Here is a 25815-nt window from a genome sequence, read left to right as displayed (position 1 = left end):
TTCCGCGCCATACCCATCGCCGTTCATCGACGTTCCCGAGGCTGTCGACCATGACAAGGTTGAGCCGTCGCATCTTCGTCCTCGGTGGACTCGTGGCTGCCGGCGTCGCGGTGACACCCCGCCAGGGTGCCCGCGCCGCGGTGCCGTACCCCTTCAAACTCGGTGTGGCGTCAGGTGATCCGGCGCCCGACAGCGTGGTCCTGTGGACGCGGCTGGCACCCTCGCCGCTCAACGCCGACGGGCAGGGCGGCATGGCCGATACCGACGTGACAGTCGAGTGGCAGGTGTCCACCACCGACCGGTTCACCTCGCTCGTCGCCTCCGGCTCGGTGGTCGCCCGCTACGCCGACGCGCACTCGGTGCACGCCGTCGCGGGAGGGCTCGCCGCCGACTCCGACTACTTCTACCGGTTCCGCGCCCAGGGGCAGATCTCCCCGGTCGGGCGGACCCGGACGGCCCCGGCCCCCAGCAGCTTTGGCCGCGACCTGGTGATGGCCTTCGCCTCCTGCGCGCACTACGAGGCCGGCTACTACACCGCCTACCGCCGGATGGCCGAGGACAACCCCGGGCTGATCCTGCACCTGGGCGACTACATCTACGAGGGTGGGGTGAACACCTCCGCCGTACGGCAGCACGTCGGCGCCGAGATCGTCTCGCTCGCCGACTACCGCCGCCGGTACGCGCTCTACAAGTCCGACCCGGACCTGCAGGCGGCGCACGCGGCGGCACCCTGGCTCGTCGTACCTGACGACCACGAGGTGGAGAACAACTACGCCAACATGGTCCGCAACGACAGCAGCCCGACGCTTACCGCCGCGCAGTGGACCGCCCGGCGCAGCGCCGCGTACCGGGCCTACTACGAGAACATGCCGCTGCGGCCGGCGTCCGCCGCGAACGGCAACAGCATCCCGCTGTACCGGCGGATCCGGTGGGGGCGGCTCGCCACGTTCCACATGCTCGACACCAGGCAGTTCCGCGACGACCAGGCGTGCGGGGACGGTTGGAAGGTCTGCGCGGACGCCGACCTGGCCTCCCGGTCGTTGACCGGCGCCGCCCAGGAGGCGTGGCTGCTGGACGGGCTGGCCCAGCGCTCCGGCACCTGGGACATCCTCGGCCAGCAGGTGTTCTTCGCCCAGCAGCTCGACGCGGCCGGCGCGTCGAGTATGGACGCCTGGGACGGCTACCGGGCCTCGCGGAGCCGGATCCAGGCCGGCTGGCAGCAGCGGGGAGTGCGCAACCCTCTGGTGCTCACCGGCGACGTGCACCGGTCGTGGGCCAACGAGCTGAAGGCCGACTACGCCAACCCGTCCTCGGCCATTATCGGCACCGAACTGGTCTGCACCTCGATCAGCTCGACCGGCGACGGCAGCGGCAGCACCACCGTCCCGAACGCGGCGGCCAACCCGCACCTGAAGTTCTACTCGGACCGGCGCGGCTACGTGCGTACCACGATCAGCCGCAGCCAGGTCCGCGCGGACTTCCGCGCGGTGAACACGGTGACCGAACACGGCGCGGCGGCGTCCACGGTGCGGTCGTTCGTCATCCTCGACGGCCAGCCCGGCCTCCAGGCCGGATGAAGGAGAGCCAGCCATGACCCCACTTTCCGCACTGCTCGCCGCGTCCCTGCTGGTCCCGGTGCCGGCCCCGATCGCCGTCACCGCCGCGGCTGTCACCTGGACCACCGCGAACAGCGTCGCCACCGGAGACCAGGACCTGCCCGCCATCGCCACGAACCGCGCCGGTCACGTCGCTGTGGTCTGGGAGGACGACCGGGACTCGACCGCACCACAGGACGACACCCACAGCGAGGTCTACCTGCGGCTGTTCCGCGACGGCACACCGGCGTACGAGCTGAAGCTCTCCACCGGCGGCACCAGCGGGGCGGCCTGGCGGCACATCAGCCCCGACGTGGGGCTCGACGACCGGGGCAACGCCGTGGTGGTCTGGGCCGCCGACGGGGACGGCAACGGCGTCTACAACATCCAGTACCTGGTGGTGTCGCCCGCCGGTGCGGTCCTCGGCTCCGGGCAGGCCAACGCGTCCGACGCGGGCCAGCAGATCTGGCCGAAGGTGGCGGTCGACCCGGACGGCGCGCCCACCAACGCCGCCGCGGTGGGCTTCACTGTGGTCTGGGAGGACGTGCAGGGGACCGCCCCCGCGACAGTCAGGGCCGCCGGTTTCACCGCCGCCACCACCAAGGGGTACGAGGTGACGGCCTCGCAGACGACAGGCGCGCACCACAGTCCGGATGTGGCGGTGTCGGCGTCCGGCGAGGCGCTCGTGGTGTGGGAGGAGGACGCCGACGCGAACGGCTCGTACAACATCGGTCTGGCCCGGCTGGCCCGGTCCAACGGCGCTGTGGTGCTGTCCCGACGGACGGCGAACGCGCAGAGCGGCGGGCAGCAGCAGCGGGCCTCGGTGGCGGCGACATTCGCCGGTGACTTCACCGTCGGGTGGGAGTCGGACCACACCGGCACCCGGGGCGTCTGGGCGCGGTCGTTCACCGCCGCAGGCGTTGCCCGGCACGGCGAGGTCCAGGTCTCGACCGGGGCCGGGGCCGTCGCGCCCGGTGTCGGCATCGACGACGAGGACAACGTGGTGGTGGGCTGGACGGTGTCCGGCGCCAACCCGGACGTCTGGGCGCGGGGCGTCAACCCCGACGGCACGTTCGACGGCCGACTGGCCGCGCAGGCGCTGAGCCAGACCACCACGGGTCGGCAGGAGCACCTCGCCGTCGCCGCGTCCCCGTGGGGCGAGGTGAGCCTCTGCTACACCGACGACAACGACGGGAACGCCTTCGACCAGGTGCTCCTCGGCCTCGGGGCGACGAACTCCACCTGGCTCGTCCCGGCCGACGAACTGCGCCGACGAAAGGCTCGGGCCGCCACCGCCCCGGCGGGCTGACCGGGATCGGGGTAACGGGCCGCGTCTCGCGTTCGGAGGCGCGGCCCGTACGCGTCGAGGGGTCACGCCGGGACTCATCCTCGCCCACTCCCGGCCCGGTCCGAGGGGTCGGTACCGCAATAGCGGAGATGTAGAAAACTTTCGATGTGTGCATTGACTTCCGGTGGTTTACTCCACAACAATCATCGTCAATATTTACGTCTGTCTCTTTAAGGTCACGGGAAGGAGGCCTCCATGGCGGCTCTGCAAGGCGAGGTGTCGTGGTTCTGCTGCGGCAGCGCCTGGGGTCCCTGCGGTACCACCGGGGGTGGCGCCTGCGGCACCTGCACCTCGGGCAACTACCAGCACGCCTGGCCGAACACCTCGGACGCCTGCCTGGCCATCACCCGCCCGGACCGGTGCGGGGTCACCGGCATGGCCCGGCGCGGCTGCGGCTTCCGGCACTACACCACGAACCTGTGCACGGGTGCCCGGGTCGGCACCACAATCGCCGACTGCGGCCCCCAGACCGACCTGTTCTGCGGCGAGCGCACATGCTGCGGCTCCGCCTGCGGCAGCAACCGGATCATCGACCTGACGCCCGCCGCGTACAGCGCCATCGCCAGTCTCTCCACCGGGCTGCGCCCCTGCCTGGTCGACACGGTCTGAGAGGGAGGACGCCACGATGAACCAGACCCTGGACCGCCGGCGACTGCTCGCCACCGCGGCGCTCGGCGGCGTCGTCGGCGCCACCGGCCTCGGCTCACTCGCCCCGGAGGCCGCCTTCGCCGCCGAACCGGCGACCATCGAACCGGGCGCGCCCGACCCGAACTTCGCCGAGGGCCGGATCAGCAAGATCTCCGGCAGCATGGTGCTCGTCACCGGTTCCGACACCGTCCTGCACTCGCTGCGGATCACCGACGGCACGAGCATCTGGAAACTGCACCCCACCACCTTCGACAAGATGGCCGTCGGCGACGGGCTCTACGCCCGGGGCGTCCGACTGCCCGACGGCACGCTCGCCGTGGACTCGGTCTGGGTCAACATCGTCAACCTGCACGGGCACATCGCCGCTGTCGGCCGCAACGTGCTGCACCTCGACCACCAGGGCCGGCGGATCGTCGCGCACGTGGTTCCGGACCGGTCCGCCGCCGTCTACAACGGCACCCCGGCGGTCAGCGACCTGTCGCTGCTGCGCGTCGGCCGGCACGTCCAGGTGCTCGGCGCCTGGCACCCGGACACCAACGAGATCGACATCGCCACCGTCTACGCCGCCGCCTAGCCGGCCCGGGCGCGGCGTCCCGAGCGCCGCGCCACGCCGCCGACCGCCGGTCACCCACGTGGGAGGCCCGAGGGGAGAAACCGATGATCAATCTGATCGCGGCGGTGCAGCCGCTTGTCGTGGGCGCGGTGCTGATCTGGTCGGCGCGCGTCAAACTGCTCAGCCCGTACGCCGCCCGGACCGTCGACCGTTCGGCCCTCGGACAGCTCGTCGGCAACCGGCGGGCGCTGCCCGCGTACCGGCTCCTAGGCGGCATCGAGGCCACCCTCGGCGCGCTGCTCCTGCTGCCGCCCGTCCTGCGGGTGGAGGCGCTGGCCGCGACCGGGCTGGCCACCGGCTTCCTGGCCTACCTCGGTTGGGCCCGCCGGGTCAGCCCGAACTCCTCCTGCGGCTGCCTGAGCGCACGGGCCACCCCCGTCTCCGGCCGCGGAATCGCCCGCGCCGGGTTGCTACTGGTGGCCGGCGCGCTCGCCGTGACGACCACCGACGGTTGGCTGCCCGCCCTGACCGGCCGGCCCGTGACCGGCGGCGCCGTCCTGCTCGTCGAACTGGCGGCGGTGGTGGCGCTCTCCCCGGAGCTGGACCGGCACTGGCTGCTGCCGCTGCGACGGCTGCGCGCCGCCCTGACCCACCCGCTGCGCGGCGGCTCCGGCGTACCGCTGCTCGCGTCCGTGCACCAACTCCAGCTCAGCGACGCCTATCGACGGGTGGCGCCGCTGCTGCGCTCCGACGTGCGGGAGCACTGGGACGAGGGCGACTGGCGCTTCGTCGGGCATGCCGCGCGCTACAAGGGTCGACCTGTCACGGCGGTGTTCGCCGTGCCACTGGCCGATCGGGACCCCGACCGGGTGCGGGTCGCCGTCGTCGACGACGTCACCGGTCACACCCTGCTCAGCCTGGCCGGCGCCCCGCCCGCCAGCGGCCGTCGGCTCTCCGTCGCCCCGGCCTGAACCCGCCGCACCGAAAGTGAGGGCACGATGAGACACAGCCGACGACTGGTCGGCGGCGCGGCCGCCGCCCTGTTGATGCTCACCAGTCTGATCGGGGCGACACCGGGCGCCGCCTCGGCGGCGCCCGTCACCTCCACGCTCACCGCCGCGGTGACCGCCAAACTGCTCGGCGCGGCCGAACTGTCCACTGCCGCCACGCGACCGGAAACCCGGGTCACCGTCAGCCGCACCAGCGGCCGGTGGGCGTTCGGCACCGCTGTCGCCCTCGCGCCCCGACAGGAGGACGCCCACCCGACCGGCTCGGTCTTCATCGCCCGGTCCGAGCCCACCGGCTGGCGGGTCGCCTTCGACGGCGAGGCCACCTTCGCCGCGCTGGCCGCCGAATCGCCATTGGTGAGCAACCAGGAGAGGGGCGTGCTCACCGCCACCCCCACTCCGCTCTACGCGGGCGGGGACTTCCGCACCGGAATGGCCCTGCCGTTCGGCGTGGGCCAGACGTGGACGCTCACCAGCGGCCCGCACGGCTGGGGCGGAACCGAGTGGCCGTACAGCTCGGTCGACCTGGCCGGTGGTGACCAGGTGGTCCGCGCCGCCCGCGCCGGCACGGCGTACACGATGTGTCAGGGATGGATCCGGGTCATCCACGACCGGGGCTACTCGACCGACTACTACCACCTGTGGAACAGCATCTCCGTCAACGGCCTCGGCGTCGGCCAGGGCGCCGTGCTGGGCAACACCGGCACCGACGTCACCTGCGGCGGGGCGGCGTACGGCCGGCACGTGCACTTCGGGCTGCGGCAGAACAGCGCGTACGTGCCGATCGCCGACCACGACATCGGAAAGTGGGTGCTGGCCAACGGGTCCGCCGCGTACCAGGGCGGGGCGCGGCACGGTTCGGCCTGGGCCGGCGTCGGCGGCGGCCTGTACAACTACGGCGCGCTCGGCTTCAACCAGGCGGTCGTCGACGCGAACGGCGGCGGGGCGCTCACCCGACGTGCCGGGCCGGGCACCGGCTACGGCTCGCTCGGTTCACTGGGCGACGGCGCGACAGTCACCGTCTCCTGCTCCGCCAACGGGACCTCGCACACCGGGCGGTACGGCACCACGGCGCTCTGGGACCGCCTGAGCGACGGCAGTTGGGTGTCCGACGCGTACCTGTGGACCGGCGTGAACGGTCCGGTCAACGGCTGGTGCTGACGAGTTCGACCGCCGGGGTGGGTGGTCAACCGGCCGCCCACCCCAGTCCTCCCGAGGAGTGCTGATGTCCGTTCGAACCTCCCTGCTCGCCCTGACCACCGCCCTGACCGTCGCGGTCGCGTCACCTGCCGTCGCCGACCCCGGGGGGACGCCCGCGTCGGCCGCCCCGCTGGCCGCCGCGTTCGACACCGCCGCCGCGCGGTACGACGTTCCCCGCGACCTGCTTGTCGCCCTCGGGTACGCCGAGTCGCGGCTCGACCCGCACGGCGGCGCGGCCAGCACGGCCGGCGGGTACGGGCTCATGCACCTGGCCACCGACCGCACTTTGGACGAGGCGGCCACCCTCACCCGACTCAGTCCGGCCACGCTGCGCGCCGACACCGCGGCGAACGTCCTCGGGGCGGCCGCCGTGCTGCGGTCGTACGCCGACCACGCCGGCCTCACCGCCCCGGCCCGCGACGACGTGAACGGGTGGTACGTGCCTGTCGCCAGGTACGGCGGCGCCGCCGAGCCGTCGGTCGCGCGGCTCTACGCGGACACCGTCTACGACCTGCTGCGCGTCGGGATCGCGCCGACGCGTGGTGAGGCGGTGGCCGGTCGGCCTGTCGCGCCGCGCCGGGGCGCCCTGGAGCGGGTCGCGGTGCCCGGCGGGGTCGGCACCCTCAGCACCGACTACGGGCCGGCCGCGTGGGCGCCGGCCAGCACGAGCAACTACACGGTGGCCAGCCGGCCGGGCAGCCACCCCGTGAACCGCGTCGTCATCCACTTCGCGCAGGGCTCGTACGCCGGGACGGTCAGCTGGTTCCAGAACCCGGCCGCCCAGGCCAGCGCGCACTACACCGTCCGCTCCTCGGACGGCGCGGTCACCCAGTCGGTGCGGGAGAAGGACATCGCCTGGCACGCCGGCAACTGGACCTACAACACCCAGTCGGTCGGCATCGAGCACGAGGGGTACGTCGACAATCCGGCCTGGTTCACCGACGCGATGTACCGCCAGTCCGCCACCCTGACCCGCAACCTCACCACGAAGTACGGCATACCCAGGGACCGGGCGCACATCATCGGCCACAACGAGGTGCCCGGCGCCACCCACACCGACCCCGGCCCGAACTGGAACTGGACCTACTACCTGCAACTGGTGAACGGGATCACCGGCATCGGCTCGGGCACGGTGAACACCAGCGCGAGCACCCTGAACGTGCGCTCCGGCCCGGGGGCGAGCTATCCGGTCGTCGGCTCGGTCGCCGACGGCGCCACGGTCTCCATCTACTGCCAGGCGGTCGGCAGCACCGTCACCGGCCCGTACGGCACCACCTCCGTGTGGAACCGGATCGGCACCAACCGCTACGTCTCGGACGCGTACCTGCTCACCGGGTACGACGGGTACATCCCGAACGTGCCGCGCTGCTGACGGCGCGGATCGGCCCCGGCGACCGTCGCTCAGGCGGTCGCCGGTGCGCCGAACAGCAGGTCGAGGTGGGCGTCCAGGGCGTCCAGCGCCTGCTCGGGGGTGTACTGCCCACCCAGCAGGTAGACGCCCAGCCCCTCCATGAGCGCCAGCAGGCCGGCCGCCGCGGCCGCGTCCCTCGTGGGCAGGACGCTGGCGATGAAGCTGGTCAGCTGCGCGGTGTCCGCGCGGAGACCGGGCGCGGCCGACGGTCGTACCGCCGTGTAGGCGAGGAACGCCAACGCCACCCGGCCGTCGTCGCGGGTCCGGTCGTCGAGCGGCAGCAGCGCGGCGATCATCGTCCGGAGCAGGAGCCGGGGGGAGGGGTTCTCGCCCAGCCGCCGCACCGCCTCGGTGACCCGGACCTGGCCGCGCTCGCGCACCACGCTCAACGCGAACGCCATCATCTCGTCCTTGGTCCGGAAGTAGTGCTGGACCATCCCGGCGGACACGCCGGCCGCGGCGGCCACGTGACGCAGGCTCACCGCCTCCAGGCCCTGGTCCGCGGCGACCCGCATCAGCGCGTCCGCGATGAGGGTGCGTCGCTCCTGGTGGTCGACCTTCTTGGGCATGACCTCGATCGTTTCACAGTGGGTGGCCCGGACACCCCGCCCGTGGGCGGCGGCTACCGGCGGGCGGTGTCGCCCGCCGGCGTGCCCCGCGCGCTGCGCAGGAGGCCGTCGGGGTCGTCGGCGTACAGCCGGAGTTCGTTCATCGGCGCGGACCGGCCCTTGGGCAGGTCGAAGGTCAGCGGTTGGCGCAGCAGGACGTCGATGCTCGTCTGGCTGCCGACGGCGAGGTGCAGGACCTGTCGGTCTCCCTCCCGCTCGACCTGGACGGATCTGCTGGAGGGCAGCGAGCGGTAGCGCTTGCGCAGCGCCTCGATGTCCGTCCACGGGATCCAGATGTCGATTCCCGAGCTGACCCGGACCCGCAGGCCGGTGTCGCCGACGACGTGCGGGTGGATCGTCATGCTGGCGAAGAGGCCGATCATCCAGAGCAGACCCCAGACGCCGAGGCCCAGCACGATCCAGCGGGCGGGCCGCCACGGCACGACGTGGGTGACGACGAGGTCGAAGATCGGGATCTCGACAGCCGACAGGACGATGAAGATGACGAGGATGGGCTTGACCACGCCGAGATAGCCGAACGGCTCGTCGCCGGGTTCCAGTGGCAGCGGGCGTCGTCGCGCCCACAGGTGCAGGCTTCGCCACATCGCCGCCTCGGCCGTCGCCGCCCGGCGCAGCAGCTGGCCCACGGTCGTCGCGGTGGGTGGTCCCGGCTCGGTCATCGTCGTCCTCGCGGTAGGGGTGGTGGTCATCCGAGGGTGACCGTTCCGGCGCCGCCGTCGACTGTGACGAGCTGCCCGGTGGTGATCGTCCGGGTGGCGTCCGGCACGCAGATGACGGCGGGGATCCCGTACTCCCGGGCCACTGTGGGCCCGTGGGCCATGATCGCGCCGGTGTCGGTGACCAGCGCGGCGGCGGTGAGGAAGAGCGGGGTCCAACCGGGGTCTGTGGTCGCGGCGACCAGGACGTCGCCTGGTTCGAGGTGGGCGGTGCCCGGGTCGTGCACGACCCGGGCCGGTCCGGTCACCCGACCCGCGGACGCGCCCACGCCGACGAGCGTCCCCTCGCCGGCGGCAGTCGCCGGCAGGACCGTCTCGACGTCGGTGCCGTCGGACAGCAGCGCCACCGGCACCGACCGGCGACGCAGTTCCCGACGGTGCACGGCCCGCCGCGCGGCGACCACGCCGCGCAGATCAACACCCTGGTGTACGACGGAGTGCGCCTCGTCGAGCGTCAGGAACATGATGTCGTCGCTCCGGTCCAGCAACCCGGCGCCGTGCAGGTCGGCCCCGATGATCAGCAGGTGTCGGCGGGTCTCGCGCAGCGGGTACAACCCGGCGAACTTGCCTGCCTCGCGCAGGCCGGCCAACGACCGGGCGCGGCGCAGCAGGAATCCGGCGAGCCTGCCCCGTACCGGGCGCCGGCGGCGGGCCCGGGCGACCAGCTCCTCCAGCGCCGCCTCCGCCGCCACGGCAGCCCGGTGGAAACGTTTGTCGGGGCCCTGCCGCGGATCGGTGACGCGCAGGTAGTTGGCGAGCGCCGCGAAGACGGGCGTGGGGTCTTCGGCCCACCGGGGGACACCGAGGTCGACCTCGGCGACGCCCCGGTGGCCGTACTCGTCGAGGAAGGCGGTCATGCCGATGTCGGGCAGCGTTCCGTTCAGGTGACGCGCGGCCAGCTCGTCCGCCGGGGTGTCCAGCAGGAGTTGACGGTGGTCACCCGCGCCCTGGGCGAGCCGCCACAGCGCCAGGTCCATCTCGATCGTCACGTTGTGCGGCATGCCGGCCAGCACAGCGTGGATCTCGTCCGGGCCGGCGATGCCCTTGAGCAGTGCGGCAGGCAGCGCGGCGGCGAGCATCCCCGCGACGATCGGCCACATGATCGCGTCGGCGCTGTCGTCTGCGTCCTGTGCCTCCCGCACGAAGCGCAGCCGGTCGGCGCTGGTCCGCAGGTCGGTCGGGGCTGCCGAGCGTACCCTCATCTGCTCGACCGCCCGGAACATCCGGATCCGCGCCGTGTCCGGACGGGCCAGGGCCCGCAGGATCCCCACCACCGCGCGCCCGGCCGTCCCCAGCGACGCCGCGCCCTGCCCCGCGCCGCGGCCGGTGCCGCCGCTGACCGGGGCGAATCGCGGATCCGCGAGCACGTGTCGCATCACCGCCTGCGCCCGGGGGCCGAAGTCGACGGCCAGGAGCTTCACCAGCCGCCGGCGGGACGACCTGTCCCGCGCCAGGTCGGTCAGGTCGCCGTAGAGGCGGCCGCCGATGTCGACGATCTCGACCCGGACGCCGAGCGCGGCGAGCATCGCGGTGATCTGCGCCCGCAGGGTCGCCATACCCATCGGCGTCACTGGTCGCAGCATGCCCTGGACGTGCCCGAACTCCAGGTAGACGCGGGGGAGGGGCTTGTCGGTGGCCGGCGGCGCGGGGAACAGGCTGGTGATCGGTCGCGACTGCAGCAGCCACAGCACGTCGTCCGTGTCGATCGCCCACTCCACGTCCTGGGGGCAGCCGAAGTGGTCCTGGAGCCGTTCGCCCGTGCCGCGCAGTTCGGCCAGGTGCGCGGACGTCAGGCAGCCGGTGTCGTCCCTGTCGACGCCGTCGAGGACGTAGTGGTCCACAGTCGTCGCGCCGTCCACCACAGTGGTGCCCAGGCCCGGCGCGGCGTCGACCACCATCTCGTCACGGCGGCCGGTCACCGGGTTGGCGGTGAACAGCACCCCCGCCACCGTCGGGGCGACCATGCGTTGCACGACGACAGCCATCCACACCTGCTGACTGTCGATCCGTCGGGCGTCGCGGTAGGCGGTGGCGCGGTGGCCGTGCAGCGAGTCCCAGCATGTGCCGATCGCGGCGATGACCTCGGCGGCGCCTGTGACGTTCAGGACGGTTTCCTGCTGGCCGGCGAAGCTGGCGTCCGGCAGGTCCTCGGCGGTGGCGCTGGAGCGTACCGCCACCGGGCCGGCACCGAGCCTCTGGTACGCGGCGATGATCTCCGCCTCGGGGAGGACGCCGAGCCGGTGTGCCTCGGCGGTGACGCAGAAGCCCTCGGGGACGCGTTCACCCCGCCGGATCAGTTCGCCCAGCCCGGCCGCCTTGCCGCCGACCAGGTCGACCATCTCGGTGGTCGTCTCGGACAACGCGATCACGTGCACGGGTGCTCCCTCGTTTGCAATACGACTGCATTGCGTTCACCGTAGCTCTTTCACGATGCGACTGCAATGCAACTGCGGTGGTGATCGTCCGACCCGGGGCGGGCGCGTTGCCGGCGTCTGCCATGCTCGGGCCGGTGACGACCGGCCGCCCCACCCGAGCCCGCACCCACCGCCGTCCCCGCGGCCGTGCCGTGCGTGTCCTCCTGGCGCTCGTCGCGGTGGCGGCCCTCCTCGGCATCGCCGTGGTCGTGGTGCCGATGCTGCGACCGGCCGGTCCCCGTCCGCTCTTCCAGATGCCTGTCGCCTGCGGCGAGACGTGGCAGCTCGGCACCTACCCCGGCCACGACGACTACGACGTCGACCTGTTCCCCACCGAGGGCGAGGCCTGGGGTCGCCCGGTGCTCGCGTCCTACGCCGGCACGGTCACCGTGGCAGGCATCAACGGGTCGCTCGGTGGGCGTACCCCGGAGAACCCGCAGGGCCCGCGCGGTCGCGGCGGTGGCTACTGGGTGAAGATCGACCACGGCGGCAAGTGGGAGACGCAGTACCTGCACATGCTCGAACCGCCGCTGGTCGAGGTCGGGCAGAAGGTCGCCCAGGGTGAGCAGATCGGGCGGCTCGGCAGCACCGGCAACTCCGGCGCCCCGCATCTGCACTACGAGCAGCGGCGCGGCTGGGACAAGGTGGAGACCCACTTCGACGGCGCGCCGTCGGGCATCACCACCGACGATCGCGAGTACACGGTCAGGCGGACGAGCAACAACTGCCCGGCCGTCTCCTGAGGACTCCGTTTTGCCCGGCACGACTCGGGGCACTGATCCGGGGGACAGTCCAGACGCAGTGAGGAGCCGGCCATGGCCAAGGGTGACGTCGACACGTACCACGAGGACGGGCAGTGGAAGAACAAGCCGGAGGGCAACGAGCGGGCCAGCAGCACGCACGACGGGAAGGCCGAGGCGCAGGCCGAGGGCCGGGAGATGGCGGCCGACCGGGGCGTCGAGCACGTGATCAAGAAGCAGGACGGCACGATCGGGGAGAAGAACACCTACCCCCGCAGCCGCGATCCCCGCGACATCGCGGGCTGACCGCAGCAGCGGCAGGCGGACCGACCTCTTCGGCGTGACCGAGGGGGTCGGTCCGCTTTCGTGCGCCGGTCAGGCCGGTACCACGTACGGGAACGTGGCGGCGCGGGCGGCCTTCGTGACATCAGACGTGAGGCCGGAGGTCGTACCGGTGTTGAGGACCAGGGAGAACATCACCTCGGGCGCGTTGTCGGCCATCGTGCGCCCGTTGCGACAGGCGAAGCCGAAGGTCGCGGCCGTGCCGACCGTGTACGACAACACGTCCGGGTAGAGCTGGCGGGCAACGCTCCAGCCGTACGCCTGCGGGTCCGGTGCGGTGCCGTTCGCCGCCACGACCCCCGCGACCGCTGTGGCGATCTCCTCTCCGCCGTCGGGCAGGTCCCTGCTGGGGTGCCGGAAGTTGGCGGGATCCGAGAAGTCGGTGTCGTGGGGCCAGAAGATCGGCCACATCATCGGGTGCCCGGCGCGGTTGATCTGCCGCCATCCGCCGGCGTCGGTGGCGAGCAGGGTACGACACCACACGCCGATCTCGGTGCCGTCGCGCAGCAGCGGCTCGTCCTGGGAGACCTCGAGGACGATCGACTCGACAGTCGTGCCGGCGAAGCTGTTCTTGGCCTGGTCGGCCCGCCACGCTGAGCGGTCCACCCGCGAACCGTCCTTGACCGCGCCGTTGATGGTGGCCAGTTCGTCGAGGTCGACGAAGAACGGGTCGGTGATCCGTCCGGCCCAGATCCGGACGTTGCCGCCGGTCGTGATCTCGCCGGTCCGCCCCTCGGCGATGGGGGTGCCCATCGCGGCGTCGTCGCGGGCGTCGGCTCCGGTGAGTTCGTACAGCTGGAGGGCCTGCCTGCCCTCGCCGTCCGGCTCGCCGAAGGCGAAGCGGTAGGTCAGTTCCTCCATCTCCGCGCCGTTGAAATGGATCTTGATTTCGTAACGCGCCTCGGCGTGGAAGCCTCGTTTGATGTCGGCTCTGGTCACCGAGCTGTTGACGTCCATGACGAACACCGTGGAGCGGTCGCCCTCGAAGACGTACAGGTCGTCGATGTAGAGCTGACCGCCCTGGGCGGCGAGGGGGGTGTCGAGATGGTGGGACATGGGCTCACTCCCGGAACGGTCGGATATGGATAATCCGAACATAGGGCGTGAACCGACCTGCGTCGGCGGAATCCGGGTCGCTCCGGTGGCCCGGTACGCCGTACCCGACGGTGGGCCGCCCGAAGCCTCTCGGGCGGCCCGCTCGTCGACGCCGGCGTGGTCAGATGCGAGACCACTTCTGGTTGGCGGCGCCGATGCAGTCCCACAGGTGCAGCTTGCCCCCGTTGTTGGGGTTGGCCTCCCGTACGTCCACGCACTTGTTGGCGCTCAGGTTGACCAGGTCGCCCGCGCCGTTGAGGGTGAATCGCTGGGCCGGGTTGCCGTTGCAGCTGACGAGGTTGACCTCGGTGCCGTTGGCGGTGCCGGCCCAGGCCGGGTCCATGCACTTTCCCATCGCGCGGACGGTCCCGTCGGAGGCGAAGGTCCACGCCTGGGCGGCTGTGGTGTTGCAGTCCCAGATCTGGAGCTTGGCGCCCTCGACCGGGTTGGCGCTCGGGATGTCGATGCACCTACCGCTCTGCGCCCCCCGGATCCGGCTGGTGCCGGGCGCGGGGTCGCCTCCGCCGGAGGTGTAGCTGGACACCCGGACGTAGTCGACGAGCATCTGCTGCGGGAACTGGGTGGAGCCGTCCGGATAGCCGGGCCAGTTACCGCCGACCGCCACGTTGAGGATCATGAAGAACGGGTGGTCGAACACCCACCGGTTGCCGCCGAGCCGGGCGGGGTCGACCCGGTGGTACTGCACCCCGTCCAGGTACCAGGTGATCGCGTTCGGCTCCCAGTCCACCTGGTAGGTGTGGAAGCCGTCGGCGAGCGGAGCGCCGATGGTGCGGCTGCCGGTGATGCCTCCGCTCCCGGAGTAGCCGGGCCCGTGCACGGTGCCGTAGACGGTGTTGGGTTCCCGGCCGATGTTCTCCATGACGTCGATCTCGCCCGCGTCGGGCCACCCGCCGCCGGTGCCGAGCATCCAGAACGCCGGCCAGATGCCCTGACCGCGCGGGATCTTGATGCGAGCCTCGAAACGGCCGTACGTCTGGGTGAAGGTCGCCGCCGTCAGCAGACGGGCCGAGGTGTACTCGCAGCGCCCGTAGTGGCACTGGTAGTTGCCGGGGTTCTCCCGGCGGGCGGTGATGACGAGGTTGCCCTGGCCGTCGTGGACGGCGTTGCTTGTGCTGTTGGTGTAGTACTGCCGCTCGTTGTTGCCCCAGCCGCCGCCGCCGATGTCGAAGCGCCACTTGTTCTGGTCGACGGGGGCGCCGGCGGGGGCGTTGAACTCGTCCTGCCAGGTGATCGGGCCGATGGCGGCCTCGGCGCGGTCGGACTGCGCGGGGACGGCGAGGGCGGCGGCGGTGGTGACGAGGGCGACCGCCGCGAGGAGGAGGGGTCGGAGACGGGGTGCGGGGCGGGCTGTGAACACGGGGGGCTCCTCGGTGAAGAGGGTGGCGGAGGCTGCGCGCCGGAGAGGTGGAGAGCGCTCTCTGAAGCGAAGCATGTCGATATCGTTGCTTTCTGTCAAGAGTGTTTCCAATACGACGACCGTCCGTTACCGCCCGATCGCACCCCTCGATAGCGGTCGAATCGACCCTTCCTATTGCCGTGGAGCGTCCACCCGGGACAGGATGACGAGGTTCGCAGGAAACCTCCCCGTAACCTGCGCGCTGCTGGTCTCTGTCACAAGGAAGTGGGAGTCAGTCATGAGCGACGCGTCGGCGGCACTGGGTGTGCGCCTCTACCCGGACCTGGTCGAGCAAGGTGGCCTGGCCCCCGCGCTCATCGAAACCGCCGCCCGCCACGGCCTCGACCTCGGCCGGGTCACCGCCCCGGAGCAGGGGCGGAGCCGGTTCACCTGCGCCGAGCTGCACTCCGGCCAGGGCGTGGTCTGCGTCAAGCTGGGATCGCAGGCCCGATACTTCATGATCGATCTTCGGGTCGCTGGGGAGATCATCGCGCGCGGCGACGTCATGGACCTGGCACAGGTCGCCCAGGTCGCCTCGGCATGGCAGGCGGGGTTGACGGTCGCCGAGCTCACCGCCCAGTTCCCGTTCATGGAGGAGATCCGGCACCGCCCGACGCCGGTGGCCCAGGTCAGCTGATCGCCGACCCGCACCCGGGGGCACTGTCAGCGAGAACCGATCCGGTCCGTCGGTCCGCCGGGGCATCGTCCCCCGACGATGACATGTCCGGGGTGGACAGTGGTGGCCCCACGCGCCGCGGATCCCCCTCGCGGGGGAGGAGCCGGGACGCCTGTGCCCGGCATACTGACCGGAAGTCCACTTGTCGTGGTGGTGGCTGCGTCCCACGGGGGGAGAATGCCGATGACCGCGTTGTCCGATGGTGTGTCAGGTCCGACCGCCACCGAGATCATGGCCATGATCAGCGATGAACGACGACGAGCCGCTGACCTGATCGACGCGCTCACCCCCGCGCAGCTGGACGCGCCAAGCCTGTGCGGAGCCTGGACCGTCCGGCAGGTGGCCGCTCACCTCGTCGCCCCGTTCGCGGCCCGCCGCCGCTGGTTCCTGCCGATCCTCCTGCGCAGCGGGTTCAACCTGCACGAGGCCAACGCCCGGCTGGCCGAGATGGTCGCCCACCGCCCCGTCGGGCAGATCTCGGCGCTGCTTCGCGAGAACGCCGAGACGCCGTTCCGCGCGCCGCGCGTCGGATACTTCGGCCAGCTCACCGACCTTCAGGTGCACGGGCAGGACATCCGCCGCCCGCTGGGCCTCGCGCACGAGTTGCGTCCGGACCGGCTGCGGACGTCGCTGGACTTCCTGGTGCACCGCCGCGCGCTCGGCTTCTTCGTGTCCCGGGGCCTCACCGACGGGCTGCGGTTCGAGGCGACCGACATCGGCTGGGCGTCGGGGCAGGGGCGGGTGGTCCGGGGCGAGGCGGAGGCGGTGATGCTCGCGCTGACCGGGAGGCCCGCCGTCCTCGCCGAGTTGTCCGGCGACGGCGTCGCGACCCTGCGGGACCGTCTGCGCCACTGACCCCACCAGGGCGGTAGGCGTCCACCGTGCGGCCCGGTCGTGCCGGGACCCAGGTGCGGGCATGAACGGCGCAGGCCGGGGAAGACCTGCCGCCTCCGTGCCGAACAGGGGGTCGGATGAGAGCCGTCGTCTACGCGGACGTCCGGACGGTCGCCGTGCGCGAGGTGCCCGACGCGACAATCGAGGAGGAGACCGATGCGCTCGTCCGGATCACCTCCAGCGCGTTGTGCGGCACCGACCTGCACATGTACGACGGGCGCACCGGGGCCGACCCCGGGTTGGTGCTCGGTCACGAGCCGCTGGGCGTGGTGCAGGAGGTCGGCGGGGCGGTGCAGACCGTCCGGCCGGGCACCCGGGTGGTGATCCCCACCCACCTGTTCTGCGGCACGTGCGTGATGTGCGCCAGGGGGCTGTCGGCGGCGTGTCTGCGGGCGCGGGCCGAGGGGCCGGGCGCGGCGTACGGCTACGCAGGTATGGGGCCGTACCGGGGCGCGCAGGCCGAGCTGCTGCGGGTGCCGTGGGCCGACGCCAACTGCGTTCCCGTGCCCGGGGAGCCGCAGGACGCGTACGAGGACGACTTCGTGCTGCTCGCCGACGCGTTCGTCACCGGATGGCATGCCGCCGCCGCTCTGGCGGTGGTCGAGCCCGGTGACACGGTGGCAGTGTTCGGCGCGGGCACCATCGGTCTGCTCGGCGCGTACTCGGCGCTGCTCCGGGGCGCCCGGGTCGTCTACTGCGTCGACGGTGTGGACGCGCGGCTCGACAAGGCCGGCGAGATCGGGGCGGTGCCCGTCGACTTCCGGCGCGGAGATCCGGTCGAGCAGATCCGCGCCGACCGCGCCCGGTCGGGGCTTCCGCTCGGCGAGGAGAAGCTGGGCGGGGTCGACAAGGTCATCGACGCGGTCGGCTTCCAGGCCCGCGACCGGGAGCGCCCGGAGCAGGAACGCCCCGATCAGGTGATCTCCGACGCGGCCCGGTTGGTCAATCCCGCGGGCGCGATCGCGGTCGCCGGGGTGTACCCGGAGAAGGACCTGCACCCGCGCCCCGGCGCGGACGGCCACGAGAACCTGGTCGCGGCGTGGGGGACGCTGTTCAGCAAGGGGGTCGCGGTGCGGTTCGGCCGTACCCACGACCGCCGCTACACGGTGCTGCTGCGCGACATGGTCGTCGCCGGCCGGGCCCGACCCAGCGTGATCGTGACCCACCACGGCAGCCTCGACGACGCGCCCGATCTGTATCGCCGCTTCGACCGCCGGGAGGATGGCGTGATCAAGGCGGTGCTGCGCCCGAGTTGACCGATCGGATCGCGGCCGACTGCCGCGAATCGGCAGTAACCGGCGTTAAGGTGCGGGATCCCTCTCCTGGTGGCGGGCGTGTCGAGGCGACGGTCGTCGATCCGGTGCCGCCGTAGAGGCGCGGGTCACACATGTGGTCGAGGGTCGCCGTGGCGTCCCGCAGGGGGCGCCGGAGTGGTGTTCCCTTCACGATCGTTCGATTGTGGCGGGCGCGCGGGTACGTCGCTGGTCCTCCGGTCACTGCGGATCACCCCTGGTGGTGGGGCTTGTCAAGGGTCGGGCGGCGTCAACCGCCGCGCCACTGCCATTTGACAACGTTGCCACCCGCGCGGGAAGGTGCCGTGAGTGGCTGCGGGGGCGGCTGTGACGGGCGAAGACAGCGTTACGTCTATATTGCCGGATTGTTACATTTTCAACAGGCCCTCGCCTTGCGGATGGCCGCTCCGCCGCAATACGTTGCCGTCAACAACAAAACCAAGTGAAGGTTCAACCTTCCGGAGGCAACCGATGACGTTGGCGAGGTGGTACGAGCGATGAGCGACGTGCCCATCCTCCTTGAGATGCGTTCCATCACCAAGGAGTTCCCCGGAGTCAAGGCCCTCTCCGACGTCAACCTGGTGGTTCGCGCCGGCGAGATCCATGCCATCTGCGGCGAGAACGGCGCGGGCAAGTCCACGCTGATGAAGGTCCTCAGCGGGGTCTACCCGTACGGCAGCTACGACGGCAAGATCATTTACCAGGGTTCGGAGAGCCGGTTCTCCGACATCCGGGCCAGCGAGAACGCCGGAATCGTGATCATCCACCAGGAGCTCGCGCTCATTCCGGGCATGTCGATCGCCGAGAACATCTTCCTCGGCAACGAGCCGCGCAAGCGGGGCGCGATCGACTGGAAGGCCGCGAACCGGATGGCCCTGGACCTGATGGCCCGGGTCGGCCTCCAGGAGGACCCGGACACCCTGATCAAGGACATCGGCGTCGGCAAGCAGCAGCTCGTGGAGATCGCCAAGGCGTTCGCCAAGGACGTGAAGCTGCTCATCCTCGACGAGCCGACGGCCGCGCTCAACGAGGCGGACTCCCGGCACCTGCTGGACCTGCTGCGCGGCTTCCGCTCGCGCGGCATCACCTCGATCATGATCTCGCACAAGCTCAACGAGATCGAGGCGATCGCCGACCAGATCACCATCCTGCGCGACGGCCGGACCGTGGAGACCCTCGACGTCAAGGCGGACGGGGTCGACGAGGACCGGATCGTGCGGGGCATGGTCGGCCGCGAGCTGAGCAGCCGGTTCCCGGACCACACCCCGAAGATCGGCGACGTCTTCTTCGAGGTCCGCGACTGGAACGTCAGGCACCCGATCTCCGCCGAGCGGCAGGTCTGCAAGAACGAGAGCTTCGTGGTGCGCCGCGGCGAGATCGTCGGCTTCGCCGGTCTCATGGGCGCGGGCCGTACGGAACTCGCGATGAGTGTCTTCGGCCGCTCCTACGGGGTGTACGAGTCGGGCACGATCATCAAGGACGGCAAGGAGATCGTCCTGAAGTCGGTGGCGGACGCCATCGACAACGGGCTCGCGTACGTCAGCGAGGACCGCAAGGCGATCGGCCTCAACCTGCTCGACGACATCAAGTCCTCGACGGTGGCCGCCAAGCTGTCCAAGATCTCGCACCACGGCGTCCTCAGTGAGGTCGAGGAGTACCAGGCGGCCGAGGCGTACCGCAAGGAGTTGCGGACCAAGGCCCCGACTGTCGACGAGAGCGTCTCCAAGCTCTCCGGCGGCAATCAGCAGAAGGTCGTCCTGGCGAAGTGGATGTTCACCGACCCGGACCTGCTGATCCTCGACGAGCCGACACGCGGCATCGACGTCGGTGCCAAGTACGAGATCTACGGCATCATCCAGCGGCTCGCCGACCAGGGGAAGGGCGTCATCGTCATCTCCTCGGAGCTGCCCGAGCTGATCGGGCTCTGCGACCGCATCTACACCGTGTTCGAGGGTGCCATCACGGGCGAGATCGCCCGGGCCGACGCCACCCCGGAAAACCTCATGAAGCAGATGACCTCGACGAAGAAGATGGCCACACGATGAGCCGATTGAAGGACCTTCAGAAGAACCTGTTCGGAGGCACCACCTCCAACGCTCGACAGTTCGGAATGATCTTCACCCTGGTGGCGATCGTCGTCCTGTTCCAGATCCTGACCGACGGCCTCACCCTGCGGTCGGACAACCTGATCGCGCTGTTCCAGCAGAACTCGTACATTCTGATTCTGGCCATCGGCATGCTCATGGTGATCGTGGCCGGGCACATCGACCTCTCGGTCGGCTCGGTCGCCGCCTTCGCGGGCATCCTGGTGGCCAAGTCGATGGCCGAATGGTCGCTGCCCTGGCCCGTCGCCATCCTGTTCGGCCTCGCCATCGGTGCGATCATCGGTGCCTGGCAGGGCTTCTGGGTGGCGTACATCGGGGTGCCGGCGTTCATCGTCACGCTGGCCGGCATGCTGCTCTTCCGCGGTGGCAACCAGTTCATCGGTAACGCCAACACCATTCCGGTGCCCGAGGGCTTCCGGGAGATCGGCTCGGGCTTCCTGCCCGAGTTCGGCCCGAACACCGGCTACAACAACGCGACGCTGCTGCTCGGTCTGGCCGCGGCGGTGGCGGTGGTGTGGCGCGAGATCCAGGCCCGCAAGACCCGTCGGGCCATGGACGCCGACCCGGCGCCGATGTGGATCTCGATCCTGCGGATGGCCGTCATGGTCGGGGTCATCGCCTTCGCCTCGCTGCGCTTCGCCAGTGGCCGCGTCGGCACCAGCTTCCCGATCTCCGGAATCATCCTGGTGGTCCTGGTCATCGCGTACTCCTTCTACACCCGCAACACGGCAGGTGGCCGGCACATCTACGCGGTGGGCGGCAACTCCCGGGCGGCCGAGCTGTCCGGCGTGAAGCTCAAGCGGGTCAACTTCTTCGTCATGATGAACATGTCCGTCCTGGCAGCGCTTGCCGGCATGATCTTCGTGGCCCGTTCGGCGGCCTCCGGACCGCAGGACGGCAACGGCTGGGAGTTGGACGCCATCGCCGCGGTCTTCATCGGTGGCGCGGCGGTCTCCGGCGGTATCGGCACCATCAGCGGCTCGATCGTCGGTGGTCTCGTCATGGCCGTGCTCAACAACGGCCTCCAGCTCATGGGCGTCGGCACCGACCGCGTCCAGATCATCAAGGGTCTGGTCCTGCTGCTGGCCGTCGCGATCGACGTCTACAACAAGAGCCAGGGGCGCTTCTCCATCATCGGGAGCCTGATGCGGCCGTTCCGTCGCGACGACTCCGCCCCACCCGCCTCACCGCCGGACGCGGAGCGCGAGCCCGCCAAGGCAGCGGTGTCCGGCTGACGGCCACCGACCTCTCCACCCGTCTCACATCCAGAAAGGCAAGTCCTCACCATGCGTAAATTCTTCGGCTCGTCGGTGGTGGCCATCAGCGCCGCCGCCATGCTGGCCCTCGCCGGCTGCGGCTCCGGCCGTGACGGCGACAGCGACTCCGGCGGCGAGGCCGCCAAGGGCTTCGCTGCGAACTCCCTGATCGGTGTGGCCCTGCCGGCCAAGACCTCGGAGAACTGGGTCCTCGCCGGTGACCTGTTCACCAACGGTCTCAAGGAGGCCGGTTTCCAGGCTGACGTGCAGTACGCCGGCGCGTCGACCACCGTCGCCGACCAGCAGGCCCAGATCACCGCCATGACCACCAAGGGCGCCAAGGTCATCGTCATCGGCGCGACCGACGCCGCGCAGCTGTCGACCCAGGTCGCCGCGGCGCACGCCGCCGGCGCCAAGGTGATCGCGTACGACCGGCTCATCACCAACACGCCGGACCTCGACTACTACGTCGCGTTCGACAACTTCAAGGTCGGCCAGCTCCAGGGCCAGGCCCTGCTGGACGGCATGAAGGCCAAGAAGCCGAACGGCCCGTACAACATCGAGCTGTTCTCCGGCTCGCCTGACGACAACAACGCCGGTGTCTTCTTCAACGGCGCCATGGACGTGCTCAAGCCGGAGATCGACAAGGGCAACGTCGTCGTCGCCTCGGGTCAGAAGGACGTCAAGCAGACCGCCATCCAGGGCTGGAAGGCCGAGGGTGCGCAGGCCCGCATGGACCAGCTGCTGACCTCGACCTACGGCAACAAGGAGCTGGACGGCGTCCTCTCCCCGAACGACACGCTGGCCCGCGCCATCCTGACCTCGGTCAAGGGTGCCGGCAAGCCGATCCCGGTCGTCACCGGCCAGGACTCCGAGGTCGAGTCGGTCAAGTCGATCGTCGCCGGTGAGCAGTACATGACGATCAACAAGGACACCCGCAACCTGGTGAAGGAGACCATCAACATGGTCAAGGCTCTCCAGGCCGGTGACAAGCCGCAGGTGAACGACACCGAGTCGTACAACAACGGCAGCAAGGTCGTCGACACGTTCCTGCTCCCGCCGGTCGCCGTCACCAAGGCGAACGCCGCCGAGGCGTACGCGAACGACCCGAAGCTCGCACCGCTCACCAAGTAATCACGCGGTAGGCAGCAACGACGATGGGTCCCGGGATCTCCTGTTCCGGGACCCATCGTCGTCCGGGCGCCCCGCACCACCCGGCAGCGACCCGGAAGGAGGTCTGACCGTGAACGAACCCATCCGGTCCAGGCCAGCCGGCGTCGGCCGTAACCCCGAATCCCCACTGCCCTCGGTCCCCGGCGCCAGCCAGGAGGAGATCCGGCGGCAGAACCTCGGTGCCGTGCTGCGCTACGTGCACCTGCACGGCCCGACGTCCCGCGCCGAGCTGACCAGTCGGCTCGGCCTGAACCGCAGCACCATCGGCGCCCTCGCCGCCGACCTGGTCGCCAGTGGCCTGGTCACCGAGGAGACAACCACCACCGCCCGCCGCGCCGGCCGCCCCTCGCTGGTGGTCAGCCCTCGCTCCGACCGGGTGTACGCACACGCCCTGAGCATCGACGCCTACCGGTTGCGTGCCGCCCGGGTCGGCCTGGGCGGGCGCATCCTCGACCTGCGGGAGGTCGCCCGGCCCGGTGGCATGTCGGCGGTCGACGCCGTCGGGCCGCTCGCCGACCTGGTCCGCGACATGGAACGCGCGGTGGCCCCCGACGCGCTACTCGTCGGCGGCGCGGTCGCGGTGACCGACACGTCCCGCAACCCGGACGGCGAGATCCTGGTCGCCGGCGTCGAGGCGACCCTCGGCGCGGCGCTCGAGGCCGAGCTGTCCGCCTGCCCCGGCTTCGTGGCCGGGGACCTGGCCGACATCGCCGGGCTGGCCGAACACGTACGCGGCGTGGCGGCAGGCGTCGACGACCTCATCTACCTGCACGGCGACGTCGGGATCAGCGCCGGCATCATCGTCGGCGGCCGGCTGGTGATCGGCCACCGGGGGCACAGCGGCAAGGTCGGCCACATGGTCGTCAACCCGAACGGGCTGCCCTGCGGCTGCGGCTCGCGCGGCTGCTGGGAGACCGAGATCGGTGAGGCGGCGCTGCTGCGGCACGCCGGCCGGGACCCCCGCGACCGTACGGCGGTGGCCGCGGTGCTGCGCGCGGCGGAGCACGGCGACCCGACCGCGCGGGCGGCGGTCGAGCGGGTCGCCGACTGGCTCGGCTTCGGCGTGGCGAACCTCGTCAACGTGGTCAACCCGGACGCGGTGGTGTTCGGTGGCTCCCTTCGCGACATCTTCACCGCCGGCGCGGACACCGTACGCCGCCGGCTGGACACCATGCCGCTGCCGGGTTCCCGGGAGCACCTGCGCCTGCGCGCGGCCGCGCTCGGCCGGGACGCCGTTCTGATCGGCGCCGCCGAACTGGCCTTCGACAAGCTGCTTGCCGATCCGCTCAACGTCGGCGTCGCCGGACAGCGGGGATCCGCCGGCTCGGCCTAGGGATCCCCGCGCGGGATCCGGCAGTTGCCGCACCACCCGATCGTCATCGCGCTGAAGCCGGCCGGAACTCCTTCCCGTATTTGCTACCGTATGTCGTACGGTAGGCGCCGGTGGTCGCTACGGAGGGGAGATCGACGTGACAGCGAGCGGTGCGGCGATAGTCGCGCAGGGGCTGCGTAAGCGGTATCGGGACCGGTTCGCCCTGGACGGCTTCGACCTGCGGGTGGACGCGGGGACGGTGTGTGGCCTGCTCGGTCCGAACGGGGCCGGCAAGACCACCTCGGTGCGGATCCTGTCCACCCTGCTGCGGCTGGACGGAGGTCGCGCCGAGGTCGCCGGCTTCGACGTGACCCGCCAGCCGGACCAGGTGCGCTACCGCATCGGGCTGGTGGGGCAGCACCCCGCGCTCGACGAGGCGCTCAGCGGCAGACAGAACCTCGTGCTCTTCGGGCGGCTGTTCCACCTGGGGCGGCGCCGGGCCCAGCAGCGGGCGGTCGAGCTGCTGGAGCGGTTCGGCCTCGACGATGTCGGCGAGCGGCCGGTCCGCACGTACTCCGGCGGGATGCGGCGGCGGCTGGACCTGGCATCCGGCATGATCCTGGCCCCCGCCGTCCTCTTCCTCGACGAACCCACCACCGGGCTGGACCCTCGCGGCCGGAACGAGGTGTGGGTGTCGATCCGGGAGCTGGTCCGCGCCGGCACCACAGTGCTGCTCACCACCCAGCACCTGGACGAGGCCGACCAGCTCGCCGACCAGATCTCGGTGGTCGAGGCCGGTCACGTGATCGCCGAAGGCACACCCGACGACCTCAAGGCCCGCCTCGGCGGCGACCGGATCGAGCTGGTCGTCGCGGACGCCGCCGATCTCGCCACCGCCGTCACCCAGGTGCGCCGGGTCGTCGACGACGAGCCGACGGTCGACCCCGACCGGCGTGCGGTGAGTGTCGGCGTCGGGCATCGCGCCGGTGCTCTCGTCGAGGTGTTGCGGGCACTCGACGCCGCGCAGGTCACGGTGGCCGACGTCGCTCTCCGTCGCCCCACCCTGGACGACGTGTTCCTGCACCTCACCGGGCACCGGGCCGTGCGGGAGGTGACCGCGTGAGCACCACGACCCTGCCCTCGGCGGTGGACCTGACACCCGGCCGGCCCGCCGCGCTCACCGACAGCGGCACCCTCGTCTGGCGCGGCCTGGCCCGGTGGAGACGCGAGCCCGGGCCGCTTGTCGCCTCGCTCGGCTTCAACATCCTGATCGTGCTGATCTTCGCCTACCTGTTCGGCGGGGCGTTGCAGGTGCCCGGCGGGGGCAGCTACCGGGAGTTCCTGATGCCCGGCATGTTCGTGATGACAATGGTGTTCGGGATCAGCCTCACCACGATCGCCGTCGCCGAGGACCTGGAGCGCGGCATCACCGACCGGCTTCGCGCCATGCCTGTGTCACCCTTCGCGCCGCTCGTCGCCCGGGCGGTGACCGATATGCTGTTCGCCCTGGTCACCCTCGCGGTGCTGCTGGCCGCCGGCCTCGCGGTCGGTTGGCGGGCGCACGGCGGCGCCGGCGCCACGCTGGGCGCGGTGGGGCTGATCCTGCTGCTGCGGTTCGCCCTGATCTGGGTCGGCATCTTCCTCGGCCTGGTCACCAGGGGGCAGACGGCCGTGGTCGCCGTGCAGACCCTGGAGTTCCCGCTCGGCTTCCTCTCCAACGCGTTCGTCGCACCGGCCACGATGCCGGCCTGGCTCGGCGCGGTGGCCGCGTGGAACCCGCTGTCGGCGACCGTCGGCGCCACCCGCGAGCTGTTCGGCAACCCCGGCTGGGGAGGTGACTCGTGGGCGGCGCAGCACTACCCGTGGCTGGCGGTGGCCTGGCCGATCGTGCTTGTCGCCGTGTTCCTGCCGCTCTCGGTCGCCAGGTACCGGCGGCTGGCCGGCTGAGCGTCCAGGCGTACGCGCCCCCGGTGGCCGGGCCACCGGGGGCGC

23 protein-coding genes are annotated in these 25815 nt (G+C 71.2%); 18 read left to right on the top strand and 5 right to left on the bottom strand.

All coding sequences use genetic code 11. The annotated features are described in order from the left end of the window. Window positions 1-50: 50 nt before the first annotated feature. From ACZ6N8_RS12880 to ACZ6N8_RS12850, 7 genes are all read left to right on the top strand, one after another. On the top strand, window positions 51-1577 hold the full coding sequence (locus ACZ6N8_RS12880; protein WP_466009729.1) for an alkaline phosphatase D family protein: 1527 nt from the start codon (window positions 51-53) through the stop codon (window positions 1575-1577). Between the two features lie 13 nt (window positions 1578-1590). Beyond that, a complete protein-coding gene (locus ACZ6N8_RS12875; protein ID WP_466009727.1) occupies window positions 1591-2904 on the top strand; it encodes a hypothetical protein in 1314 nt (437 codons plus the stop codon). Between the two features lie 234 nt (window positions 2905-3138). Continuing rightward, complete coding sequence (locus tag ACZ6N8_RS12870) at window positions 3139-3552, top strand: RlpA-like double-psi beta-barrel domain-containing protein (protein ID WP_466009725.1); 414 nt, start codon at window positions 3139-3141, stop codon at window positions 3550-3552. A 16-nt stretch (window positions 3553-3568) separates the two neighbouring features. Then, on the top strand, window positions 3569-4165 hold the full coding sequence (locus ACZ6N8_RS12865; protein ID WP_466009723.1) for a cell wall protein: 597 nt from the start codon (window positions 3569-3571) through the stop codon (window positions 4163-4165). Window positions 4166-4248: 83 nt separating this feature from the next. Next, the gene (locus ACZ6N8_RS12860) at window positions 4249-5115 is read left to right on the top strand and encodes a MauE/DoxX family redox-associated membrane protein (protein WP_466009721.1); all 867 of its coding nucleotides are present in this window, start codon (window positions 4249-4251) and stop codon (window positions 5113-5115) included. 27 nt (window positions 5116-5142) lie between these two features. Next, window positions 5143-6312 (top strand): M23 family metallopeptidase, encoded by a 1170-nt coding sequence (locus ACZ6N8_RS12855; protein WP_466009719.1) that lies wholly within the window; start codon window positions 5143-5145, stop codon window positions 6310-6312. 64 nt (window positions 6313-6376) lie between these two features. Next, a complete protein-coding gene (locus ACZ6N8_RS12850; RefSeq protein ID WP_466009718.1) occupies window positions 6377-7723 on the top strand; it encodes an N-acetylmuramoyl-L-alanine amidase in 1347 nt (448 codons plus the stop codon). 29 nt (window positions 7724-7752) lie between these two features. Here the strand turns inward: ACZ6N8_RS12850 and ACZ6N8_RS12845 are convergent, their stop codons facing one another. Genes ACZ6N8_RS12845 through ACZ6N8_RS12835 form a run of 3 tightly spaced genes read right to left on the bottom strand, consistent with a single transcriptional unit; the run spans window position 7753 to window position 11482 of the window. Beyond that, window positions 7753-8331 (bottom strand): TetR/AcrR family transcriptional regulator, encoded by a 579-nt coding sequence (locus ACZ6N8_RS12845; RefSeq protein WP_466009716.1) that lies wholly within the window; start codon window positions 8329-8331, stop codon window positions 7753-7755. A 53-nt stretch (window positions 8332-8384) separates the two neighbouring features. Continuing rightward, window positions 8385-9080, bottom strand: a complete 696-nt coding sequence (locus tag ACZ6N8_RS12840; protein WP_466009715.1) for a PH domain-containing protein — start codon at window positions 9078-9080, stop codon at window positions 8385-8387. Then, window positions 9077-11482, bottom strand: a complete 2406-nt coding sequence (locus ACZ6N8_RS12835; protein ID WP_466009713.1) for a PEP/pyruvate-binding domain-containing protein — start codon at window positions 11480-11482, stop codon at window positions 9077-9079. Before ACZ6N8_RS12835 ends, ACZ6N8_RS12840 begins: the two co-directional genes overlap by 4 nt. A 122-nt stretch (window positions 11483-11604) precedes the next feature. Here ACZ6N8_RS12835 and ACZ6N8_RS12830 point away from each other — a divergent pair, with 122 nt between their 5' ends. Beyond that, window positions 11605-12264 carry a M23 family metallopeptidase gene (locus tag ACZ6N8_RS12830; protein WP_466009845.1) on the top strand — a complete coding sequence of 220 codons (660 nt, stop codon included), beginning with the start codon at window positions 11605-11607 and terminating at the stop codon, window positions 12262-12264. A gap of 72 nt (window positions 12265-12336) precedes the next feature. Further along, entirely contained in the window at window positions 12337-12567 is a 231-nt protein-coding gene (locus tag ACZ6N8_RS12825; protein ID WP_466009711.1) for a DUF2188 domain-containing protein, read from the top strand. A gap of 69 nt (window positions 12568-12636) precedes the next feature. Here the strand turns inward: ACZ6N8_RS12825 and ACZ6N8_RS12820 are convergent, their stop codons facing one another. Together ACZ6N8_RS12820 and ACZ6N8_RS12815 are read right to left on the bottom strand one after the other, a co-directional pair. Next, complete coding sequence (locus tag ACZ6N8_RS12820) at window positions 12637-13659, bottom strand: DUF4331 family protein (protein ID WP_466009709.1); 1023 nt, start codon at window positions 13657-13659, stop codon at window positions 12637-12639. 160 nt (window positions 13660-13819) lie between these two features. Beyond that, window positions 13820-15076, bottom strand: coding sequence for a family 16 glycosylhydrolase (locus tag ACZ6N8_RS12815; protein ID WP_466009708.1), 1257 nt, complete (start codon window positions 15074-15076; stop codon window positions 13820-13822). Between the two features lie 277 nt (window positions 15077-15353). Between ACZ6N8_RS12815 and ACZ6N8_RS12810 the strand changes: the two genes are divergently transcribed. The 9 genes from ACZ6N8_RS12810 (at window position 15354) to ACZ6N8_RS12770 (ending at window position 25770) form a co-directional block, all read left to right on the top strand. Next, complete coding sequence (locus ACZ6N8_RS12810) at window positions 15354-15752, top strand: hypothetical protein (protein WP_466009706.1); 399 nt, start codon at window positions 15354-15356, stop codon at window positions 15750-15752. Window positions 15753-15974: 222 nt separating this feature from the next. After that, on the top strand, window positions 15975-16646 hold the full coding sequence (locus ACZ6N8_RS12805) for a maleylpyruvate isomerase family mycothiol-dependent enzyme (RefSeq protein ID WP_466009704.1): 672 nt from the start codon (window positions 15975-15977) through the stop codon (window positions 16644-16646). Window positions 16647-16762: 116 nt separating this feature from the next. Further along, a complete protein-coding gene (locus tag ACZ6N8_RS12800; protein WP_466009702.1) occupies window positions 16763-17941 on the top strand; it encodes a glutathione-independent formaldehyde dehydrogenase in 1179 nt (392 codons plus the stop codon). A gap of 533 nt (window positions 17942-18474) precedes the next feature. Beyond that, window positions 18475-20022 (top strand): multiple monosaccharide ABC transporter ATP-binding protein, encoded by a 1548-nt coding sequence (mmsA, locus tag ACZ6N8_RS12795; protein ID WP_364372023.1) that lies wholly within the window; start codon window positions 18475-18477, stop codon window positions 20020-20022. After that, on the top strand, window positions 20019-21317 hold the full coding sequence (gene mmsB / locus ACZ6N8_RS12790; protein WP_387113665.1) for a multiple monosaccharide ABC transporter permease: 1299 nt from the start codon (window positions 20019-20021) through the stop codon (window positions 21315-21317). The genes mmsA and mmsB overlap by 4 nt, the downstream gene beginning before the upstream one ends. 51 nt (window positions 21318-21368) lie before the next feature. After that, window positions 21369-22472, top strand: coding sequence for a sugar-binding protein (locus tag ACZ6N8_RS12785; RefSeq protein WP_357986089.1), 1104 nt, complete (start codon window positions 21369-21371; stop codon window positions 22470-22472). Between the two features lie 121 nt (window positions 22473-22593). Then, window positions 22594-23844: an ROK family protein gene (locus tag ACZ6N8_RS12780; protein ID WP_466009843.1), complete on the top strand. Its 1251-nt coding sequence runs from the start codon at window positions 22594-22596 to the stop codon at window positions 23842-23844. Between the two features lie 136 nt (window positions 23845-23980). Further along, entirely contained in the window at window positions 23981-24946 is a 966-nt protein-coding gene (locus ACZ6N8_RS12775; RefSeq protein ID WP_466009701.1) for an ATP-binding cassette domain-containing protein, read from the top strand. Then, on the top strand, window positions 24943-25770 hold the full coding sequence (locus ACZ6N8_RS12770) for an ABC transporter permease (RefSeq protein WP_466009699.1): 828 nt from the start codon (window positions 24943-24945) through the stop codon (window positions 25768-25770). The genes ACZ6N8_RS12775 and ACZ6N8_RS12770 overlap by 4 nt, the downstream gene beginning before the upstream one ends. Window positions 25771-25815: the final 45 nt, after the last annotated feature.

The sequence above is a fragment of the Micromonospora sp. NPDC047521 genome (assembly GCF_055587305.1).
This window is presented reverse-complemented; position numbering and strand designations above follow the sequence as displayed.

Coding starts and splice junctions, on each gene's coding strand:
- ACZ6N8_RS12880 (WP_466009729.1), top strand. CDS start 51: ATGACAAGGTTGAGCCGTCGCATCTTCGTCCTCGGTGGACTCGTGGCT.
- ACZ6N8_RS12875 (WP_466009727.1), top strand. CDS start 1,591: ATGACCCCACTTTCCGCACTGCTCGCCGCGTCCCTGCTGGTCCCGGTG.
- ACZ6N8_RS12870 (WP_466009725.1), top strand. CDS start 3,139: ATGGCGGCTCTGCAAGGCGAGGTGTCGTGGTTCTGCTGCGGCAGCGCC.
- ACZ6N8_RS12865 (WP_466009723.1), top strand. CDS start 3,569: ATGAACCAGACCCTGGACCGCCGGCGACTGCTCGCCACCGCGGCGCTC.
- ACZ6N8_RS12860 (WP_466009721.1), top strand. CDS start 4,249: ATGATCAATCTGATCGCGGCGGTGCAGCCGCTTGTCGTGGGCGCGGTG.
- ACZ6N8_RS12855 (WP_466009719.1), top strand. CDS start 5,143: ATGAGACACAGCCGACGACTGGTCGGCGGCGCGGCCGCCGCCCTGTTG.
- ACZ6N8_RS12850 (WP_466009718.1), top strand. CDS start 6,377: ATGTCCGTTCGAACCTCCCTGCTCGCCCTGACCACCGCCCTGACCGTC.
- ACZ6N8_RS12845 (WP_466009716.1), bottom strand. CDS start 8,331: ATGCCCAAGAAGGTCGACCACCAGGAGCGACGCACCCTCATCGCGGAC.
- ACZ6N8_RS12840 (WP_466009715.1), bottom strand. CDS start 9,080: ATGACCACCACCCCTACCGCGAGGACGACGATGACCGAGCCGGGACCA.
- ACZ6N8_RS12830 (WP_466009845.1), top strand. CDS start 11,605: ATGCTCGGGCCGGTGACGACCGGCCGCCCCACCCGAGCCCGCACCCAC.
- ACZ6N8_RS12825 (WP_466009711.1), top strand. CDS start 12,337: ATGGCCAAGGGTGACGTCGACACGTACCACGAGGACGGGCAGTGGAAG.
- ACZ6N8_RS12820 (WP_466009709.1), bottom strand. CDS start 13,659: ATGTCCCACCATCTCGACACCCCCCTCGCCGCCCAGGGCGGTCAGCTC.
- ACZ6N8_RS12810 (WP_466009706.1), top strand. CDS start 15,354: ATGAGCGACGCGTCGGCGGCACTGGGTGTGCGCCTCTACCCGGACCTG.
- ACZ6N8_RS12805 (WP_466009704.1), top strand. CDS start 15,975: ATGACCGCGTTGTCCGATGGTGTGTCAGGTCCGACCGCCACCGAGATC.
- ACZ6N8_RS12800 (WP_466009702.1), top strand. CDS start 16,763: ATGAGAGCCGTCGTCTACGCGGACGTCCGGACGGTCGCCGTGCGCGAG.
- mmsA (WP_364372023.1), top strand. CDS start 18,475: ATGAGCGACGTGCCCATCCTCCTTGAGATGCGTTCCATCACCAAGGAG.
- mmsB (WP_387113665.1), top strand. CDS start 20,019: ATGAGCCGATTGAAGGACCTTCAGAAGAACCTGTTCGGAGGCACCACC.
- ACZ6N8_RS12785 (WP_357986089.1), top strand. CDS start 21,369: ATGCGTAAATTCTTCGGCTCGTCGGTGGTGGCCATCAGCGCCGCCGCC.